The organism is Xanthomonas sp. NCPPB 1638 (assembly GCF_041475635.2).
Taxonomy (GTDB): Bacteria; Pseudomonadota; Gammaproteobacteria; order Xanthomonadales; family Xanthomonadaceae; genus Xanthomonas; species Xanthomonas cucurbitae.
Map to the genome: position 1 here is coordinate 1,759,791 of NZ_CM192984.1, position 18,027 is coordinate 1,777,817.

Annotated in this window: 11 protein-coding genes; 5 read left to right on the forward strand and 6 right to left on the reverse strand. The window is 62.3% G+C overall.

Annotated features, from left to right (window positions below; translation table 11 throughout):
• Positions 1–14 precede the first annotated feature (14 nt).
• The 3 genes from ACCQ13_RS07685 to ACCQ13_RS07695 all read left to right on the forward strand — a co-directional run bounded on the left by ACCQ13_RS07685 (position 15) and on the right by ACCQ13_RS07695 (position 6,659).
• On the forward strand, positions 15–4,013 hold the full coding sequence (locus tag ACCQ13_RS07685) for a hypothetical protein (RefSeq protein ID WP_274392077.1): 3,999 nt from the start codon (positions 15–17) through the stop codon (positions 4,011–4,013).
• A 39-nt stretch (positions 4,014–4,052) separates the two neighbouring features.
• Positions 4,053–4,703: a hypothetical protein gene (locus ACCQ13_RS07690; RefSeq protein ID WP_104604725.1), complete on the forward strand. Its 651-nt coding sequence runs from the start codon at positions 4,053–4,055 to the stop codon at positions 4,701–4,703.
• A 405-nt stretch (positions 4,704–5,108) separates the two neighbouring features.
• Positions 5,109–6,659: an MASE1 domain-containing protein gene (locus ACCQ13_RS07695; RefSeq protein WP_159406948.1), complete on the forward strand. Its 1,551-nt coding sequence runs from the start codon at positions 5,109–5,111 to the stop codon at positions 6,657–6,659.
• Positions 6,660–7,171: 512 nt separating this feature from the next.
• Here ACCQ13_RS07695 and ACCQ13_RS07700 read toward each other — a convergent pair.
• The 5 genes from ACCQ13_RS07700 to ACCQ13_RS07720 form a co-directional block, all read right to left on the reverse strand.
• A protein-coding gene (locus ACCQ13_RS07700; protein ID WP_425509354.1) for an IS3 family transposase occupies positions 7,172–8,721 on the reverse strand; the annotation gives its coding sequence in 2 pieces (ribosomal slippage) (positions 7,172–8,268 and positions 8,268–8,721; 1,551 coding nt in all).
• A gap of 292 nt (positions 8,722–9,013) precedes the next feature.
• Entirely contained in the window at positions 9,014–9,460 is a 447-nt protein-coding gene (gene pgaD / locus ACCQ13_RS07705; protein WP_104604731.1) for a poly-beta-1,6-N-acetyl-D-glucosamine biosynthesis protein PgaD, read from the reverse strand.
• Positions 9,457–10,710, reverse strand: coding sequence for a poly-beta-1,6-N-acetyl-D-glucosamine synthase (pgaC, locus tag ACCQ13_RS07710; RefSeq protein WP_104604733.1), 1,254 nt, complete (start codon positions 10,708–10,710; stop codon positions 9,457–9,459). Before pgaC ends, pgaD begins: the two co-directional genes overlap by 4 nt.
• Before the next feature lie 3 nt (positions 10,711–10,713).
• Positions 10,714–12,612, reverse strand: coding sequence for a poly-beta-1,6-N-acetyl-D-glucosamine N-deacetylase PgaB (gene pgaB, locus ACCQ13_RS07715; RefSeq protein WP_159406949.1), 1,899 nt, complete (start codon positions 12,610–12,612; stop codon positions 10,714–10,716).
• Positions 12,594–14,324 (reverse strand): tetratricopeptide repeat protein, encoded by a 1,731-nt coding sequence (locus ACCQ13_RS07720; RefSeq protein WP_372372368.1) that lies wholly within the window; start codon positions 14,322–14,324, stop codon positions 12,594–12,596. The genes pgaB and ACCQ13_RS07720 overlap by 19 nt, the downstream gene beginning before the upstream one ends.
• A gap of 162 nt (positions 14,325–14,486) precedes the next feature.
• On the opposite strand from ACCQ13_RS07720, the gene ACCQ13_RS07725 reads away from it, so the two are divergent.
• On the forward strand, positions 14,487–15,587 hold the full coding sequence (locus ACCQ13_RS07725; protein ID WP_159406553.1) for an IS5 family transposase: 1,101 nt from the start codon (positions 14,487–14,489) through the stop codon (positions 15,585–15,587).
• Here the strand turns inward: ACCQ13_RS07725 and ACCQ13_RS07730 are convergent.
• Positions 15,584–15,727 carry a hypothetical protein gene (locus tag ACCQ13_RS07730; protein WP_506185130.1) on the reverse strand — a complete coding sequence of 48 codons (144 nt, stop codon included), beginning with the start codon at positions 15,725–15,727 and terminating at the stop codon, positions 15,584–15,586. The genes ACCQ13_RS07725 and ACCQ13_RS07730 overlap by 4 nt on opposite strands.
• Before the next feature lie 543 nt (positions 15,728–16,270).
• Between ACCQ13_RS07730 and ACCQ13_RS07735 the strand changes: the two genes are divergently transcribed.
• Positions 16,271–17,971, forward strand: a complete 1,701-nt coding sequence (locus ACCQ13_RS07735; RefSeq protein WP_104604739.1) for a ShlB/FhaC/HecB family hemolysin secretion/activation protein — start codon at positions 16,271–16,273, stop codon at positions 17,969–17,971.
• Positions 17,972–18,027 lie beyond the last annotated feature (56 nt).

Here is an 18,027-nt window from a genome sequence, read left to right on the forward strand (position 1 = left end):
GCAGGGGGAGGCTTATGGCGCGAAAAGGACCTGTTTTTCAAGACCATCACGCAATTGAGCAGCAGACGCTCGAGAGAAGTCAGCTACTTAATGCAATTTCAGATAAAGGATATTTCTATATCCATGCATCCGAGAATCGGATATTCCTGCCTACAGATCCAGAACTTGCCAAGACCATAGGCACAACGCCGCATAGTGGCGGACCCATAGCCGATTACCAAAATGGATTGATTGATCGACTGACTCGGCTCGAACAAACTTCTGATGGAATAAATGCTATAGCAGGAGACCCTGACGCGCTTAGGCGAATCGCCAGCCGCGTGGGAATTCTCCGCGATACGGTACGCATCGGCCTTATCAACGGAGACTTGTACACCAATTCGCCGTTTGGCCTTCGGCCCGACGATATCCGTCCTGGTGTTCAGAGCTTCTTCCGTAATGAAGCGACGTATCGCCAGATCCATGCGGCGCAACTGCGGGGCCTGAAGGGCTACGCGGCCGTGGACAACGGCTGGGCGGCAGTGACGCATACCGAAGGGCGTGTGGTCAGCACGCTCCAGTATATTCAGAACGCCCCCAATCCTTTGACGCGTGGCGGTGTGGATGAGCTTCAGCGAAATGGTCTGGCCCAAGCCATTTCCAACGCCCACAGCAACGGCCGTTTGACCGTATCACCGAACGGTATCGCCGTAGTCGAGAACACCCTGGGCGAGGAGGCTGCCAGACAGCTAAAAGTTCCCCTGGGTCAACGCGGTGCTGTGTCCCTGCAACTACTGCTGGGCGAAGCCTCCGCCAGCACCCTGGTGCGCTCGGGTGGTTTGCTGGCGACGGGCGCAGATGCGGTGCTGACCGCGCGCCGCTCGGCCGAGTTGCTGGAACAAGGTAATGCCACCGCCGCGCAATCGGAGGTCACTCATGCGCTGGCCCGCAATGTCGGCGGCTGGGCTGGTGGTGCGTCCACCGCTGCAGCGCTGGGCGGCAGCGGTTTCGTGCCCGCCGCCTTGGTGGTGGGCGATGCGCTATTGATGAGCAAGGCCTTCGACAAGGGCGCCGATCTGCTGGACAACCGCGCCATCTATCACCAGACCGACAAGCAGGGCGTGGAGTGGCAGTTCAATGGCCGCAACTGGGAGCGCGAAGCGTCTATCGATACCGCACAGCACGGTCGTCGCGCGACGGACGATCACCCGGTGGTATCCAGCTACGAAAAGTCCCAGGAACTCGGCGCCCTGGCTAATGCCAAGGCAGTGGAACTGGCATTGGGCAAGACATCGCCGCCACAGGACCCGTTCAACCTCCCTGCGCGACCAGATGACCAAGTGGGCCTGGATAACCAACACTGGCAGCGCAATTCCGCGCGTCAGACCTGGGAGCGCCAGGTCAGGACAGCGGCCTCCGGCACCGATGAGTTGTGCAGTTATGCGGTTCAACTGGCTTCACCGGAGCGTGCGCAGCAGCTCAATCAGGAAGCCCTGGGGCGCATCGAACACAATATCGCCACCGGCCGCGAGGCGATCGCTGCTGTCTATCTGGAACACCACGCCGCGCAGCGCGCACAGGCCTACGGGGTCGAAGTGCCGGCGGCAGTCCGGGCGGTCCAGGCCAAGCCCGGCGTGGTGCTGGGGTCGGATGCGCAGCTTTACCAGCGCATCGAGACGGGACAGTGGGCCGGAAAAGACGGCGTGGCCAGCGGCAATCTGGCGGTGGAGCTGGAACTGACCAATCAGTTGCGGCAATCCTCGCTGGAGCGTGCCCAGCAAGCCTTGGCGGCGATCCAGGCGCTTCCCGCGCCCACAGCGGCCCAGCGGGACCACAACGAGTTGCTGCACCGCTACCGGGCTGCAGGCGTCGATTTGAACGTCAACCCGCAGACTCAGCAGGCCGTGGAGCTTGCGACACAGCGCACCAGGCAGGCGCACGGCATCACCGGTCCGACCATGCAGCAGCTGCAGCGCAATGCGGCCGGGCACTACGGCTATGACAGCCCCATCGCCCACCTGCAACAGGGGTCCGATGGCATTACGCGCGTAGTGGCCATCACCGGCAGCGACGAGATTCGGCAGGCACTGCACGAGGTGCAGGGCCATCGGCAGGAGCCGGCAAGCCTTGGGCATGCGCAGGAGCGCAGCGCAGACACGGACACAGATATAGATACCTCGACCTCCGAGTCTTCGACTCCACAGCGGGTGCGCGATATCCAGGCGCGCATGCAGGCCGCCAGCGCGGCGCAGGAGCGCCAGGAAGACGCCGAGCAGGCTCGCAGGGCGCAGCAGCAACACGCCGCAAAGGTACGTGAGCGCCTTGGGCAGGTACCAACGGCGTCTCAGGACCCAGATCGTGACGAGCAGGCGCTCCAGGCACACGCGGTGTTGGACGCTCAGCGCGACGCGGAGCAGCAGCGTGAACAGGAACAGCGCCAGGTACAGGAGCGCCAGGCACAGACCAGCCAGCAACGTGAGCATCAGGAGCGCGAGGAAACACGCCTCCAGCAACAGCGGGCCCAGGATGATGCGCAGCATGGGCAGCAGGAACGCCAAGCTCAAGAAGCCCGCCAAGATGAAGTCCAACAGGTCGAGGTCGAGAATCGTCAGGCCCACCAGGCCCATTACCAACAGCAACAAACCCAGGGGCTTCAACAGCAGCAGGACCGGCTGCAGGAGTCCTCGCAACAACCGGCCGCTCAGCCGCGCCCGCAAGATGTGCCGCTTGCGCAACGAGGGACGACTTCGCAGGTGCAGCAGGAGGAGCGCCCACAACCGCAGGCGCGCAACCCGCATGCACGCGAACACCTTGCCCCCGACGCACAGCAACGATTGCATCAAGAACCGGTTCTCGGTGACCCGCAGTGGCGCCAGAGCGCCGAGCGCGCATCCGGGTCACACGTCGTGGAGAGCGGCGACTGCGCACGCCTGCAAGTGGCACCCCCCGAGCATCTGGAGTCGCGCAACGAGAGTTCGCAACGTGCCGAGTCCAACGCAGTGCTACCAGCGCTATACCCCAACGTGCAAATGCGGCCGGCGGAGATAGAGCAAGCATCGGTGTGGCAACAGGAGGCGACCGATCGGCAGGAATGGCTTGCCGTCATGCCCCAAGCACTGCCTGCGACAACAGAATCGTTGATGGCCTCGCCGCACGCGGTCTTTGCCATTGCTTCCCGGGACGCTGAGGCAGAGCAGCCCAGTCCTTCGGACGCTTTTCCTGTCGAACATCGCGAGCCGGTCCCGCCCGCAGCAGGCCTGGCGCAAGCACACCAACAATCGCTCGAAACCAGTGCCGAGCGTCGCCTGGCTGAAGGGCTGACAGCAGCGCCAGCGTCGCGGGCCCAAGCGACGCCGCCACAGGATCGTGGTGCCGCCGACCCAGGCAGTGCACTGTTCCTGGAGGAGAGCATGCGCTCGCTGCGCCAGCTGCAACAGGAGATCGCGCTGGCGGATCGAGAAGACGAACGTTTCCACCAGCAATGGCAGCAGCACCGCGCGCGCGGAGAATCGTATCCCTTCGGTCACGACCGCGCCTGGGACCAGGGCAACAGCCGCGTGGAGGCATTCCAAGCAACGGCGCAAATCCCTGGCGTGCCCAGCGAATCCATGGCGCAAGCCGGCGCTTGGGTGCCAGGCGCCAGTGCGTCGCAGACAGGCGATGTGTCCAGCCATTCACCGCAGTCCGCGCGCAACTCCATCACCGATGACCCGGACGTGGACGAGGTGATCCACGCGCTCGACAGCAAGAACGAGCTGGCGATCCAGCAGGCAATGCATCGGGTGGCCAATAGCGCAGCGACGCAGGCGTTGTTGAAGAAGGGCGATGATTTCCTGGAGGCGCAGGCCCAGCAGGAGGCGCAGGAGCAGGTTGCCACGCGCCAGGCGCTGGGAATGGATGTGTCGGCGCAAATCAACACCAGCCGTGGGCCGGTGATGGTGCTGACGCTGCCCGAGTTCGCCAAGGGGCCGATGCAGGGCGGCCCGCAGATGGGGGATGGTGGCGGAGACGGCGGCGGCGGAGCGGGTGGTTAGTCACAATCGCTTTATGACAAGACGACTGTAGGAGACTGTATGGACAGGCAAGATACTGCTGCGATGGCAGACATGATGATGGCGTTGAATACATCGAACGCCTCGCTACAAGAGACCGCCAAGGTCATGACGATGCTGATGTCATCCATGCAGCAGCGCGAACGCCGCATGCGCGATCTGGTCGCCGAACAGCTGCAAGCGATACAGAACACCGCCAGCAGCGCCGATGCCAAGATCAACCGGGTGCTGGAGAGTGCGCTGCCACGGCTGACCCAGCTGACCAATCAGGCATTGGCGCAGGCGCTGGAACCGGCGGCCGAACGCTTCAACAACCAGCTGGCCAATGCAGGCCAGACGTTGCAGCAGGCCACCCAGCGCTACAATCAGGCGCAACAGTCTTTCGAAACGCGGGGCGCGCGGCGGGCGCGAATCGCCTCGCTGGCGATGCTTGCGGCAGGTGTTCTCGGCCTGGGCGCGGTGGTGTACTCGATTGAGGACATCAATGAAAAACGGACCGAACTCGCACAGCTTCGAAGTACGATCGACTACTGGGAGCAGGTCTCGCATGCGGACCTGGTGCCCTGCGGGGAAGGGCGACTGTGTGCCACCTTCGAGAAGAATGGTCGTCGTTATGGCAAGCAGGGGCAATACCGCGCGATAAAGATGCGGCCATCATCCGCCGGGCAATGAGGGGGCGGGGCGGCATCCAGTCTGACGCTTGTCATTGGTGTGGTCGCTGCGGGCGCGGCCAACCCGCCGGCAGACACGCAGGGTTTGCCTGCGCGTCAATACTGGACCTCTCGCGGCGTCGGAGCGTCGATCAGGGCGAATGTGCCGTAGCGATGATGAGCCAATCCGTCATTGGCCACGTTGATCGGTTGAGCTGCGGTTGATCGACCGCTGCGGCTGCCGGCGACCTACACCGTGCGTTGGTAGAGATGACGGCCGATGCACCACCAGGGTGCAATGCGCTGCGTGGGCGAAGGCGGTGCGCCAAACCAACCAACCGATCTTTGCAATGTGTGCGCCACCGCTATACTCCAAAATCCAGTTCAATCCAGACTAGAGCAAATCGTGGAACCAGGGAGTGGTGGCATGGGGGTGGCTAGAGAAGTCCTGAGAGGCATGCTAATTAGCATGTGTTACGGACTTACGTTTGTGATGCTATGGTTTTGTTCGATCGATCAGTGGTATTTACCAGTCGGTTTGCGCGTAGTCACCTTGTTGTTTCGACCCTATCGTGAGTGGCCATTTTTACTGGTAGGTGATGCTGCTGCAATGCTTTGGCTCCGTGTGCCTTTGGCGCAACTTCAGGGCTACGATTTGATTTGGGCCTATATCAGCCCATTTTTGCATGCTCCGATGATTGCATATTTCACTTGGGTTGCCCGGCGTTATTCTCGGGGCCTGGTTCTTCAGAGTCGCTTCTTAATTCAATTTGCCATTGCTATTGCGCTATGTAATTCATTGTGCAGTATTGCACTAAATACGATCTTGAATGGGCCTGAAACACCGAATTTTTTGGGAATTTTATCCCGCTATTGGCTTGGTAGTTATCTTGGTATATTGATGTTCCTTCTCCCTGTGATTCTCTGGTCGCTGAGCCGAGTACAGCCAGTTGGGACTGATTTTCCGCGTGATCTCACTGCCTCTGTGGTTACCATTTCCTTGGTGTTTTACTCGCTTAATTATGCGCACGCCGCGCTGTTTCGCAATGTCCTGATGATCGCGTTAATAGTGCCTGCAATTTTTCTGACTCGACGTCATGGTTTGATAGGGACCGCGTTGGGTGCGCTGTTGGCTAATGTGGCAGTTGCCATAAGCATATCGCACGTCCATCAAATTGGCTTTTACGATCAAAACCTTTTTATTGTGCAGCTTGTCCATGCCATAGTGGGGGCTGGCCTCTTTATATTTGGTGCTCGCTTGACTGTTCCAATGAAACGTGTAGACGTCATTAGTCGTATTAAGAAGGAAGCGCAGGAGGCAGTAAAAGATAATTGCATGGCGGCGGAGCGTATCTTGCGCAGCAAGGTTGTGGAATATTCCGATATTAATGTGCAGATCAATCGGATGCGCAAAGATATAGTTGCAGACCTCCGTGCGCGTGGACATCACGCAGCTGCAATGGAAATAACGCGAGTCGCGGTGATTGAGCTTCAACTTCTTCAGGAGTATATTGCAAGTCTGTACCCATTGGAGATAGAGACGCACGGGTTATATCGGGCGTTACGCTCGCCAGCGCTTGCATGTTTAAAGTCCACGCAGTTTGAATATTATTTGCGAGGGGACTGTCGCCATCTTTCACTTGGTCTTCAATTGGCCGCATATCGTTGCGCACTCAGTGCGATCGAGCTTTTGCCGCAGGCAAATAAACATTTTATTCAAGCTCGTGTATGGCGGGGCCGAGGTGGGCAAGGCATTGCGATACGTGTGCTCGCGGATACAGCCTTGGTGGACTCCATGCGATGCGACTCGCCCGAGGTGGAGGCTGAATTCACTGCTAGGCTGAAATCGTATGGCGGCACGTTCCGTCGCCGCCATGCTTTAGTGCTTACTTTCCTTGTTGCAGAGGCAATGGTCGCTAATGTGAAGGAGAGACACGCCAATGTTCCCCGGTGGATTGCGACTCGACGTACACAGTGAAATTTGCAGTCCGGTAGACCATACGGGATATGTCATTTGTTGGGTTATTCTCCATGGCATTGATGCTGTCGGTGCCAATCGAATTGAATGCGGGTATCGACACGCGGTCTACATCCTTGCCCATTGGTACCACCCAAAGCGCGTTGTCCACACGCGCTACCACCGCTCTCAATGTCCCTGAAGCATCATTTATCTGGACATAGGTCACGCCATCACGTTGAAATTCGTAAATCGACCACGCATTATCCAGTGCTAAGTTCATCGCGTTCGGATGGTTGTCGCCGAGTCCTGTCGCTCTCACTCCCGAACCACCGCTGGGGCAGCATCTCTGGGCCGATGCTTCCCCTAAAATCAAGAAACTGACCAATACGCAAATGGCTTTGAGTGCATTCGATCGATTATCCATGATTATTGTTGCCCCCTGATCGGGGTGATCTAGCCTGCAATTCAGGCTTGTCTACGGTACGCCGATGCTTAGGGTCCGGTGATTGTCAACATAGTTGTCCGCTATTTCATGCTGCTAACTTCATGTCATCGGGTGCTTTTCTATCGTCGTTATCCGGGTTCAACCAAACCGCGCCGACAGGCGTCCAGTTACGCGTGGCGCGTCCGCGCCAGCGGCTCGGATGACGCATGGCGGCCTCCCGGTACACGTCCGCGCGTGCGGCCAGGATGGCCTGGTCGCGTCGCTCATGGCGCTCGTGCGGCGTCACGAATCGGATGCCACTGTGGCGGTGCTCGTTGTTGTACCAGTCCACGAAGCCCGCCACCCAACTGCGCGCGCAGGTGATGTCGGTAAACGGCCTGCTCGGATACGACGGCGCGTACTTCAGCGTGCGGAACAGCGCCTCTGAGTAAGGGTTGTCGTCACTCACCCGTGGACGGCTGAAGGACGGGGTCACATGAAGGCTCTGCAAGGTGGCCAGCATCGTTGCCGCTTTCATCGGGCCGCCATTGTCAGCGTGCAGTACCAGCGTGTCGCGCGCCACCTGCTCTCGCATGCAGGCTTTCCCGATCAGCATCGATGCGTGGATGGCCAGCTCCTCGTGGTGGATCTCCCAGCCCACGATCTTGCGACTGTAGACGTCCAGGATCATATACAGCTTGAAGAACTGGCCTTTCACCGTCGAGGGCAGATACGTGATATCCCATGACCAGACTTGGCGAGGGGCATCGGCACGCACCGCCATCGGTTTAGCCACAGTCCGCGGGGCGGCGGCGCGACCACGGCGATTGACTTGCCCACGCGCACGCAGCACGCGATACATGCTTGATTCCGATGCGATGTAAATCCCCTGATCTGCCAGCCGGGGCACGATCTGCGAGGGGGGCAGGCTCTGGTAAGCGGGCTGGTTGGCGACGGCCATGATTCGTTCCTTATCGACGCAGCTCAGCGCATGCGGGCAGTGCTTGGCCGCGCCTTTTCGAGCATCCACCAGCGTGCTGGCACCGCGCCAACGGCGCAGCGTGCGGCAGCTGATGCCCAGCACCTGGCATGCCTTGATCTCGCGGGCACCGGCGGCCACTGCCTCGGCGATCAACGTGACGGCTCTCTGTTTCAACGACGCGGGGATCAGACGTCCTCGTCGGTGCCCCAGAGAGCCTGGGCTTTTTTTGACAGCGTCAGCAGCGCTGCCGCCTCCGCCAGGGCGCGATCCTTGCGCAAAAGCTCCTTCTCAAGCTGCTTGACGCGCTTGCGCATCACCGTGGAAACCGCCCGCTCCGCTGCCGAGGCGCTCGACTGCATGGTCTCAAAGGCCTGCCGCCAGGCAGCGATCTGCTCGGGGTAGATGCCGTTCTCACGGCACCACGCCGAGCACTCGGCCTCGTTCATCGGCATCGTCTGGGCGACGGCTCTCAGTTTGGCTTTCACGTCCCATTTGTCCGGCGAAGTAGCGGTGTCAGGCACGATATATCCTTGGATGCGGATCTGTTTCTTCCACGCGTACAACGTGGGGGCGCTGATGCCAGTGTGACGGCTCAGGTCAGCAACGCTCTGATTGTTGGGGGGCATCATCCGCCGGACGATCTGGTCTTTGAGTTCGGGGCTGTAGCGGGCCATCGCGGTCTCCATCTGAGGATTCAGGGGAGCGGACAACTATCGTGACATGGGGGGGTCCGTGTTGGTGTTGATCGCATGAGTGTCAGGTCAACGAACTGCTGTTTTGCTGTGCTTTCACGCCTAATTCTGCAGATTCTTTAGCCCTCGAAGTTAAAGGTCTTAGGCGAATTCATGTGCTCGATTTTTGGGGCTACCTTGTCATTGGTTTAGCCATCCCCTACGTCAGAACAGTTATCCACCACACAGGATTCTCATTCTGGTGCCACCGATGCCGACGTAGCGGGGGCGCGCCTCACCGATGCCGCAGCACCCGCACCGCCACCGGCCTTGCGAACTTGTCCATCGATACCGTGGAGATGCGGCTGTGGCGCAGTAGGGCGCCAAGCTGTTCGGTGGCGCCCAGGCGTTGATCTACTTCCGGCTCGGGTACGGTGCGGGGGCGCTTGCGCTTGTCGGCGTTGGCAAAGCGCAGGCGGTTGTATTCGGCCCAGCCGACGGTGGTGATGGCGCTCATCAGGGCGATCACCGGTAATGCGCCGAGTGCGAAGGGGTCCAGGGCATTGTGCTGCAGATACAGCTCTGTGTAGGCGCTGCGCAAGCCCAGGAACCAGGCGATCAGCGTGGCCAGCGGTGCCCACAGGTAGAAATAGACCATCCAGGCGCCGGCGGTGGCGGCGCCGTAGGCGAGGCGGCGCGAGCGGCCCAGGCGTTGCGGCAGGTTGATGACGGGCGGTGTCATTGGATTCCTCGGTCGGGGCTTTTCCAGCGGGCGCGCGTGTTGCGTCGGGCAATGAGCGCGCGGGGGAAGGCGATGACGGCGGTGAACATGCCGATCATCCAGAAGGCGACCGGGTACCAGATCACCCAGAAGAACTGGCGTGCCAGGCCTTTTTCGTAGCGGCGCTCGATCAGCAGGCTGGTGCCGAACTGCAGCAGGCAGACCACCGCCAGCACCAGACCGTGCCAGCGCGGCAGGATGGTGTCCACGTACAGGGCTGGCGGCAAAGAAATGAACTTGCCCAGTGCCCACAGCACGATGATGAGCAGCATCACATAGGCCCAGATCAGGCTGAGTGCGTACTCCAGCAGCACGCCCCACATACGGCGGCTGCGCCAGGCCAGTGCGCGCCGGCCATGGCTCAGCAGTACTTCCACGCCGCCGCGTGCCCAGCGCAGGCGCTGCATCCACAGGCCGCGAAAGGTCTCCGGCATCAGGATCCAGCACAAAGCGTTGGGTTCGTAACGGATGTCCCAGCCGTCGAGCTGCAGCCGCCAGGAAATGTCGATGTCTTCGGTGACCATGTTGTCGGACCAGAAGCCAACGTCGTGCAAGGCCGAGCGACGGAATGCGCAGATCACGCCGGAGACAGTGAACAACCGGCCATACACGCGTTGCGCGCGTTTGATCAGCCCGACGATGGCGGAAAATTCGCCCACCTGCATGCGGCCCATCAAGGTGGTGCGGTTGCGTACACGCGCGTTGCCGGTGACTCCGCCCACGCGTGGGCCGGCGATCAGGTGGCCCACCATCCAGCGGGTTGCGTTGGGGTCTAGAATTGCATCGGCATCCACGCACACCAGGTAGTCGGAGCGCGCTGCCAGTGTGCCGATGCGCAAGGCGTTGGCCTTGCCGTGATTTTGCTCAAGATGCACCACGCGCAGGCGTGGATGCTGGTGGGTGAGATCGTCCAGTACTTCGGCGGTGCGGTCGGTGCTGCCATCGTTGATGGCAATGATCTCGTAGTCCGCATAATGCTGTGCGCTCATCGCCGCAATGGTTTCGGCAACGTGCTTGGCCTCGTTGTAGCAGGGCATCAGCAGCGTGACGAACGGTTCGCTGGCCATCGGCGGCGGCTTGGACGGTCCGGGCGTGCCGCGCTCGCGCCGCAGGTAGTAATAGATGCCGCCGATCATCCAGAAGAACGCCATGATGATCGGGTAGAAGAACGCAAAGTTGAACAGGGCGGCCAGTAAGAGGCTGGTCGTCATCGGTCATCGCTCGAGATAGGGGAATTGGCGAGCCGACATGGCCTCGCGCGCTTCGGGCAGGGACGGATGGCCGCCAATGAAATCGTCGGGGTAATACGCCAGGTGGCGCACGCCCGCGGCCAGCAGCAACTGGCTGTGTGCGAGCAACACCCCGTCGGCCAGTGGCTTGCCGGTCCGCCAATCGACGGTCTGCAGTTCAAAGATGGTCTTGTCGAAGCCCTGCGGATTTTCGCCGACGCGCCTGGCCAACTGGCTCAACCACTGCTGCGGGTCGCCGGCCTTTTCCATGTACGGCATCGCCATCAATGCGGTGTAGTCGTACGCAGCAGTGAACGCCTCCAGCCGCTGTGCGAACCAGGCTTCGCTGTGCGGTTCCAGCACCGGTTGCGCGAACAGGTTGCGCACGGTCACCAGCTTGGGGCGCCAGCGTTCGGCGGCGGTCTTCAACTGTTGAGTGAAGCCGATCAGCGCCTGGGTGCGCCGGGCCGGATCGCCATTGCCATAGGCGGGCACTTCATCGTCGCGCAGGTAGGCATCGTCGTGGAAGAGCAGCCCTTCGAAGTAGGCATTGGCGGCAAGGTCTTCATAGACATCAGCAACGAATGCGCGCGTGCGCGGGTTGCCCGGATCCAGCCGTGGCACGTCCTTGGGATCGTTGCCGCGGATCTGCAACGCCGCCTGTTGCTGCGCATCGGGCAGGTGGAAGCCGAGCACCGGCAACCACGCAAACACGCGCACGCCGGCACGGGTACGTAGCTGCCAGGCCACGCGCCCGAACAGGTCCGCGCGCATCGGCAGATGCCGGTTGGGAAAATACAGCGCATCGGCTGCGCCATCGCCATCGGGATCGGCAAAGGCCTGCAGGAACACATGGCTGGGGCCGATGTCCTTGATGCGCTGGACCAGCGTATCGAGGTTGCGCGCCAGCTGTGCGGGGTCTGGGTCGTAGACGTAATCCAGGTCCACCTGGATGGCGCGCAGTCCATCGCGCGTCAGATCGCGGCGCAGTTCGCCGGCCAGATCGCGTACGTCGGGGTTGTTGAACAGCAGCAGGCGCCCCAGGCTGGCCAGCGATTGCCCGTCCACGCGGTCGCGCCCCTGCTGGCCGATATCGGCTTCGTGCGAGCGGCCTTCCAGGTCGAAACTGAGCGTCATGCCCAGCTGCGCGGCAATGGCATTGCTGGCGCGGTTGTAGGCAGCGTAGGGCCACACCATCGCGCGCGGTGGTTTACCCAGATGCGCCACGATTGCATCGCGGCTATGACGCAGATCGGTTTCGATGCGCTGGCGATAGTCGGCTTCGTTTTCGTAGCCGCTGCTCGCATCCCACAACCGGGTGACCGCAGCAGGGGTCTGATTACCGAACGGATTGCCGGCAATGCCCTTGTGCAAGTCGTCGCTGTGCGAGCCGATTTCCACCAGGCCACTGTCCTGCATCTCGCGCAGCTGTGCCCAGGTCACGAAGTCGTCGCGGGTGAAATCGCGCGGGCCGTAGGGCACGACCTTGCCCGCAGGCAGTTCGACCCAGCTGGTGACCGGTGCGACCAGGGCGGGATAGTCATAGGCCTGCAGCAGCGGGAATAACCGGGTGTAGACGCTGCGCAGGCCATCGTCGAAGGTGAGCAGCACCGGTCGCGAGGGCAGGGGGCGCCGGCCGGCGCGTGCATCCAGCACCTGCTGCACGCTTACCGGGTGGTACGCATGCGAGCGCAGCCAGTCCAGATGCGCAGCGAAGTTGCTGGTGGACACTGCGTAACGATCCGGGTCGCCCTTGGCCGCGACGTCGTCGCGGATATCGTGGTAGCTAAGCACCAGCAGGCCCGCCTGTGCCGACGATGCAAACGTCGTCAGCAGCAGCGCGAGCAGCAATAGCGGCAGGCGGATCACGGCGTACCTCCCCATCGGAAATCCAGGTCCAGTCCAAGTTGTTGTTCGCGCCGGCCGTCATACACCGGGTGCGCCCAGCTCACGCCATAGGTCAAGGCGCTGCCATCGCCGAGCGACCACAGATGCCGGTAGGCAACCGCAGGCACCCATTGGCTGCCGAAGCCAGACTGGTACGTCGGGCCGGCGGTGACTTCCAATCGCTGCCGAAACGCGTGGTCGTAACGGCGCCAGCCGATCTGCTCGATACGCACACCCGCGGCCACGCCTGCGCTGCGGCGCGGATTGAAATAGTCGACAACGCGGTCGTCTTGCGCACGCCCGGCGGATGCGGCGAACAGCCCATCGACCAGCACATGTGGGCGGGCCCACAGGCGCTGGCTGCCGGAGAGATCGAGTTGATCGCGACGGTTGCCATCGCTGTAGCGCAACTGGCGCACCTGCAGTTCCCAGCGGCTTTCGTCGCTGGGCGTCCAACGCGCGGTGGCGCCGACGCTGTCGGCGGTGATGCCCAGGCGGCGCGCTTGCAGTGATGCGTCCGGGTCGCGGGTGCGCCAGGCGATGCTGCCGTACCACGCATCGGAGAAGCGCCAGCCGGCATCCAGCGCCCAAGCGGTACCGTCGCGGTCGAAGTCATCGAGGGCGCGGCCGGCATACGCGCTGACATCCAGGCGATCGTAGCGGTAATGCGTGCCCAGCCAGAAGCTGCGGTAGCGCACGCGCGTGTCCTGAAAGTCGGCCCAGTCGTCGCGGGCACGCAGGCCTACACGCCAGCGCTCGCTGAGTAATGGCGACTCTGCCTCCAGCAAGGTACCGCCGAAATGATTGCCGAGCGGTGAGATCGATGTAGCGCGGTTGTCGTTCTCGCTGCGGCCCCAGGCCTGGCTCAGATGCACCTGCCAGCCACGCTGGCGCTCCAGCGATGTGCCCAGGCGTTGCAGGCCCACGTCATCGGGATACTCGTTGCGCAGGGCCTTGAACTGCGCTGCGGCCAGATCCGGGCGGTCCAGATCGCGCTGTGTTTCGACCACGCCGCTACGCGCCTGTTTCTGGTGCGGGTCCAGCGTCAGTGCAACCCGATTGCGCTGCAGGGCCTGGGTGGTGTGCCCACGCCGCGCCTGGATCGAGGCCAACGCCGCCTGCAATTCGGCATTGTCCGGGCCGATGGCTGCACGTTCGCGCAGCAGGCGTTCGGCATTGCGGTTGTCGTTGGCCGCAGAACGCGCGGTGGCCAGTGCAATGTCGGCGCTGAAGCGGTCCCAGTTTTCGTAGCCACTGGTGGCGCCCGCCCGCCGCGGCCAGGGTGCCTGCGTGGCAGCCAGCCGTTCGAACAGCGGCAGCGCTGCATCGAAGCGCTCCTGTTCAAGCAAGGCGTAACCAAGCAGGACCTGCGTGTTGAAATCGTCCGGGCTGTGCTGCAGCGCCTGCCGCAGCACGATTTCCGCCTCGGCGGGACGGCGCAGGCCCATCAGCGAATCGCCCACCGTCGCAAGCACATACGTGGGTACGTCGATGCCCTGCGCGCGCAGCGCCTGATACCCGGCCACCACATCGCGGTGGCGCTGGCGCTGATTGAGTGCGATCAGGCGATCGACGCACAACCGCGTCGCTTCGCTGGCGACCTGCGGTGGTGCGCTGCGTTCGATACGCGCCACATTGGCCAATGCCTGATCGGTCTCCGCGTAGCGGTGCGCCGCATCGATCGGTTCGGCTCCGGCCCATCCGATCATGCGTGCGACACGATCATTTTCCAGGCGGTCGCGCTCCTGCTGCGAAAACCAGTCGGGGTGATGCCATACCGCTTCGGCAGCCAGCTGCGCGCTTCCCAGGTCGCTAAGAGGGTGTTTACATAATGATATAATAGTGCCATCTCATCACAGACAGTCATCGAAATGGGCCGCCCACTGAAGATTCAAGTCGAACATGAAGCTGTGTTGATGGACATCGTCGCGTCGGATCCGACGGCGACGTTGGAGGAAATCAGGCTTGAGCTTCTCCGCCGCTGCAACGTGCATGTTCATGAGCAAACGGTGGTCTCGACGTTGAAAAGGCTTGGTATCGAGCGCCGCCCTAGCCATGAGGTGGTAACGATCGAGAAAGTCCAGATCGATAAGTCGCGTTATGGCTATACCGATGCGCACGCTCGCCAGGAGCCGGAACAGACCTACCCGAGTTGCCTGACCAACGCCGAATGGGCACTGGTCAGGGATATTTTCGAGAAGGAAGGCGGGCGCGGTTTGCCGCCGCGCATCAGCCGCAGAACGCTGGTGGATGCGTGTTGTTATGTGGTGCGCAGCGGTGGGTCGTGGCGGATGCTGCCAGTACATTTTCCACGTTGGCAAAACGTGTATCGCACCTTCCGCCGCTGGAGCGAGCAAGGCAAGTTCGAGCAGATGCACGACCGCCTGCGCGGGCAATGGCGCGAGCGCGAAGGAAGGAACGAAGAACCCACCGCCGCAGTGATCGATGCACAATCCACGCGCGGTTCTGCGCAAGGTGGCGACACTGGCTATGACGCCGGCAAGAAGGTCAAAGGGCGCAAACGGCATCTGGTGGTGGATACGCTCGGATTGCTGCTTGCCGTGAGCGTCACCGCCGCCAGCATGCAGGACCGCGATGGCGCTTATCCGGTGGTGGAACGGGCGATGGAAAAATATCCGAGCATCCAGACGCTGTACACCGACAGCGGTTACGCAGGGCAGTGTGCGCAGCTGCTGTCGCAGTGTCACAACATCCGGGTACAGGTCGTGCGGCATCCGGCCAACAAGAACGTGGGGCGTTGGATGGGTCCAGAGCAGCCGGACCTATTCACGGTGAAAGCCAGTGCTCAGGGATTTGTGGTGCTGGCCAAGCGTTGGGTGGTCGAACGCACGCATGCCTGGAACGACCGTGCACGCCGACTCGTCATGCACCACGATCGGCTGCCCAAGGTGGCCGAGGCGTGGGTATGGCTGGCTCAAGCGCGATTGCTGCTGGCGCGGCTGACTGGTTAATTATGTAAACACCCTCTAAGCGTAAGTGCACGCATCGTGTAGGCACCCTTGTCGCTCGAGTCGGCACGCAGCACGCGTTCATAGATGGCCAGCGCGTCCGCATAGCGCTGCTGGCCGCGAAATTGCTCGGCCTGCTGCATGGGCGTGAGGGCGATGGAGGCGTCAGCCACATCCGCAGGCCGCACTTCACCGCTGTGTGCCTGAGGCGCACATGCAGCAAACAACGCGAGGCCGAGCAGGGGAGTGAGTGCGCCTGTAAGGTCAGGGCGACCGCGCTGCACGTGGTGCGAGCGAAGGGGAGGAAGAAGGCACCAGCGATCCTTGGCTATAAAGATCGGCGATACTGCGTATGCCCTTGTAAAAATAACGTCATCACAGTGTTGCTGCGATGTTCATCGGTTGATTCCGCTTGCGGACACGGTAAGGCATGGGGCAAGGGGCGACGTGTGGAAGCACGCGACGAGAAGTGCACAATTTTTATGTGAAATCCATCACATAAGCTCGATTGTCAGATTTTTCTTACAGGGTAGGCCCTACACGCAACGTTGACGCCTCGTTAACGCTGCAGCAAAGTACCGCCGCACTCGCCGTGTCCCTGATTCGTGCCGCTGTCTTGGCGGCCAGGCGTGGCGGTGCGAGCAATCGCGTGCAGATGCACGACGGTTGCACAGGGGGCAGGACAGATGTGGATGCGATCGGCGCCATGGGTGCTGGCAGCTTGCCTGTGGGCGGTCGCCAGGCCGGCGGCTGCTCAACAAACGGCGCCGACCAGCCTGGACCGGCAGGAACAGTTGCGTCAGGCCGAAGAGATCCAGCGCCGTCAGGAGCAGGAGCGCCAGGCGCCGTTCGCCGGCCCGCGCGAGGACGCCGGGCGCGTGGATGCCCGCAGCACCGTCTTGCCGGCGGAAGCTCTGTGCTTTCCCATCACGCGCGTGCGTCTGTCTGGTGCAGGCGAACACGGAGCTGATTTTGCGTGGTTGTGGACCTCGCTGCGCCGGTACCAGGGCCGTTGCATCGGACGTGCCGGCATCGACCTCATCCGCCGTCGCGCCTTGGACCAGCTGGTGGCACGCGGCCTGGTCACCACCCGCATCGGTGTGCCCGAGCAGGATCTGTCGCGTGGCGAACTGCGCTTCGAATTGATGCCCGGGCGGTTGCGGTCGGTCCGTGTCGTCGTCGATACCGATGGCGCCCACTGGAAGACGGCGCTGCCCTTGCGCGCCGGAGATCTGCTGGATCTGCGCGCGATCGAGCAGGCGGTAGAGCAGTTCAAGCGCCTGCCGTCGCAGGACGCCAAGATCGATATCGCGCCCGGGGATGCGCCAGGCGAATCGGATCTGGTCATCACCCTGCAGCATGGGCGGCGTTGGCGTGGTGTCATCAACGCCGAGGACTCGGGCGTGGAGGCGACTGGCCGCGTGCAGGGCGGCTTGGATCTTTCACTGGATAACCTGCTGGGCATCAACGACCTGCTCAGCGTCGGCTACAGCCACGACCTGGCCACCCGCGACGACGAGCGCGGCACCCGTGGCAACAGTCTTGGCTATAGCCTGCCATGGGGCTGGTGGACGTTCGCGCTGTCGGCGTCGGCGTATCGTTATCACCAGCGCGTGGACGGGTTTCTGCAGACCTTCCGCTCCAGCGGTGAGTCCAGCAACGTGCAACTGGATCTGCAGCGCGTGCTGCATCGCGATGGCACCAGCAAGACCTCCGCCGGCGTGGTCATCGGCCGGCGGCGTGCGCGCAGCTATCTGGATGGCGTGGAAATCGGCATCCAGCGACGCGATACCAGCAGCGCGGAGTTTTATCTTGCGCATCGGCGCTATCTGGGCGCCTTGCAGCTGGATGCGCGGATCGCGCATCGACGTGGCACGCCCTGGTTCAACAGCCAATGGACCGACTACGACCCGCAGATCGGTTTTCCGACCTTCCGCTATGGCGTGACCACGCTGGACGTGAGCGCGGCGCTGCCATTCAAGCTGGGCCCGGTGCCGATGGCATGGGAAAGCAGCCTGCGGGCACAGACCGCCGGCGAACTGTTGCTTGGCTCTGAATTCGTCACCATCGGTGGCCGCTACAGCGTGCGTGGCTTCGATGGCGAAGCCAACCTGGGCGCCGAGAAGGGCGCGTACTGGCGCAACACACTGAGTTTTCCGATCCAGCGGCTCGGGCTGACGCCCTATCTGGGCCTGGATGCCGGCCGTGTCGATGGAACCAGTGCCAGCGGGCTGCGCGGTCGCAGCCTGGTCGGCGGCGCGGTGGGCCTGCGTGGCGGGTGGTTTGGCGCCAGCGTGGATGCGTTCGCGGGTTGGGCCATTCACCGGCCCGAGGGGTTTGCAAGCGCGCAGCCGGCTTATGGCGCGCGCCTGATCTACCAGTTCTGACCTGTATCGCGCGGCCAACCGGCCGCGCGCTTGCCGATTGATGCCGCCGATAGGCG

What these genes read in the sequence shown, in the direction of transcription:
- ACCQ13_RS07685 (WP_274392077.1), top strand. Translation starts at nt 15, where the DNA reads ATGGCGCGAAAAGGACCTGTTTTTCAAGACCATCACGCAATTGAGCAG.
- ACCQ13_RS07690 (WP_104604725.1), top strand. Translation starts at nt 4,053, where the DNA reads ATGGACAGGCAAGATACTGCTGCGATGGCAGACATGATGATGGCGTTG.
- ACCQ13_RS07695 (WP_159406948.1), top strand. Translation starts at nt 5,109, where the DNA reads ATGGGGGTGGCTAGAGAAGTCCTGAGAGGCATGCTAATTAGCATGTGT.
- pgaD (WP_104604731.1), bottom strand. Translation starts at nt 9,460, where the DNA reads ATGACACCGCCCGTCATCAACCTGCCGCAACGCCTGGGCCGCTCGCGC.
- pgaC (WP_104604733.1), bottom strand. Translation starts at nt 10,710, where the DNA reads ATGACGACCAGCCTCTTACTGGCCGCCCTGTTCAACTTTGCGTTCTTC.
- pgaB (WP_159406949.1), bottom strand. Translation starts at nt 12,612, where the DNA reads ATGGGGAGGTACGCCGTGATCCGCCTGCCGCTATTGCTGCTCGCGCTG.
- ACCQ13_RS07720 (WP_372372368.1), bottom strand. Translation starts at nt 14,324, where the DNA reads ATGATCGGATGGGCCGGAGCCGAACCGATCGATGCGGCGCACCGCTAC.
- ACCQ13_RS07725 (WP_159406553.1), top strand. Translation starts at nt 14,487, where the DNA reads ATGGGCCGCCCACTGAAGATTCAAGTCGAACATGAAGCTGTGTTGATG.
- ACCQ13_RS07730 (WP_506185130.1), bottom strand. Translation starts at nt 15,727, where the DNA reads ATGCAGCAGGCCGAGCAATTTCGCGGCCAGCAGCGCTATGCGGACGCG.
- ACCQ13_RS07735 (WP_104604739.1), top strand. Translation starts at nt 16,271, where the DNA reads ATGTGGATGCGATCGGCGCCATGGGTGCTGGCAGCTTGCCTGTGGGCG.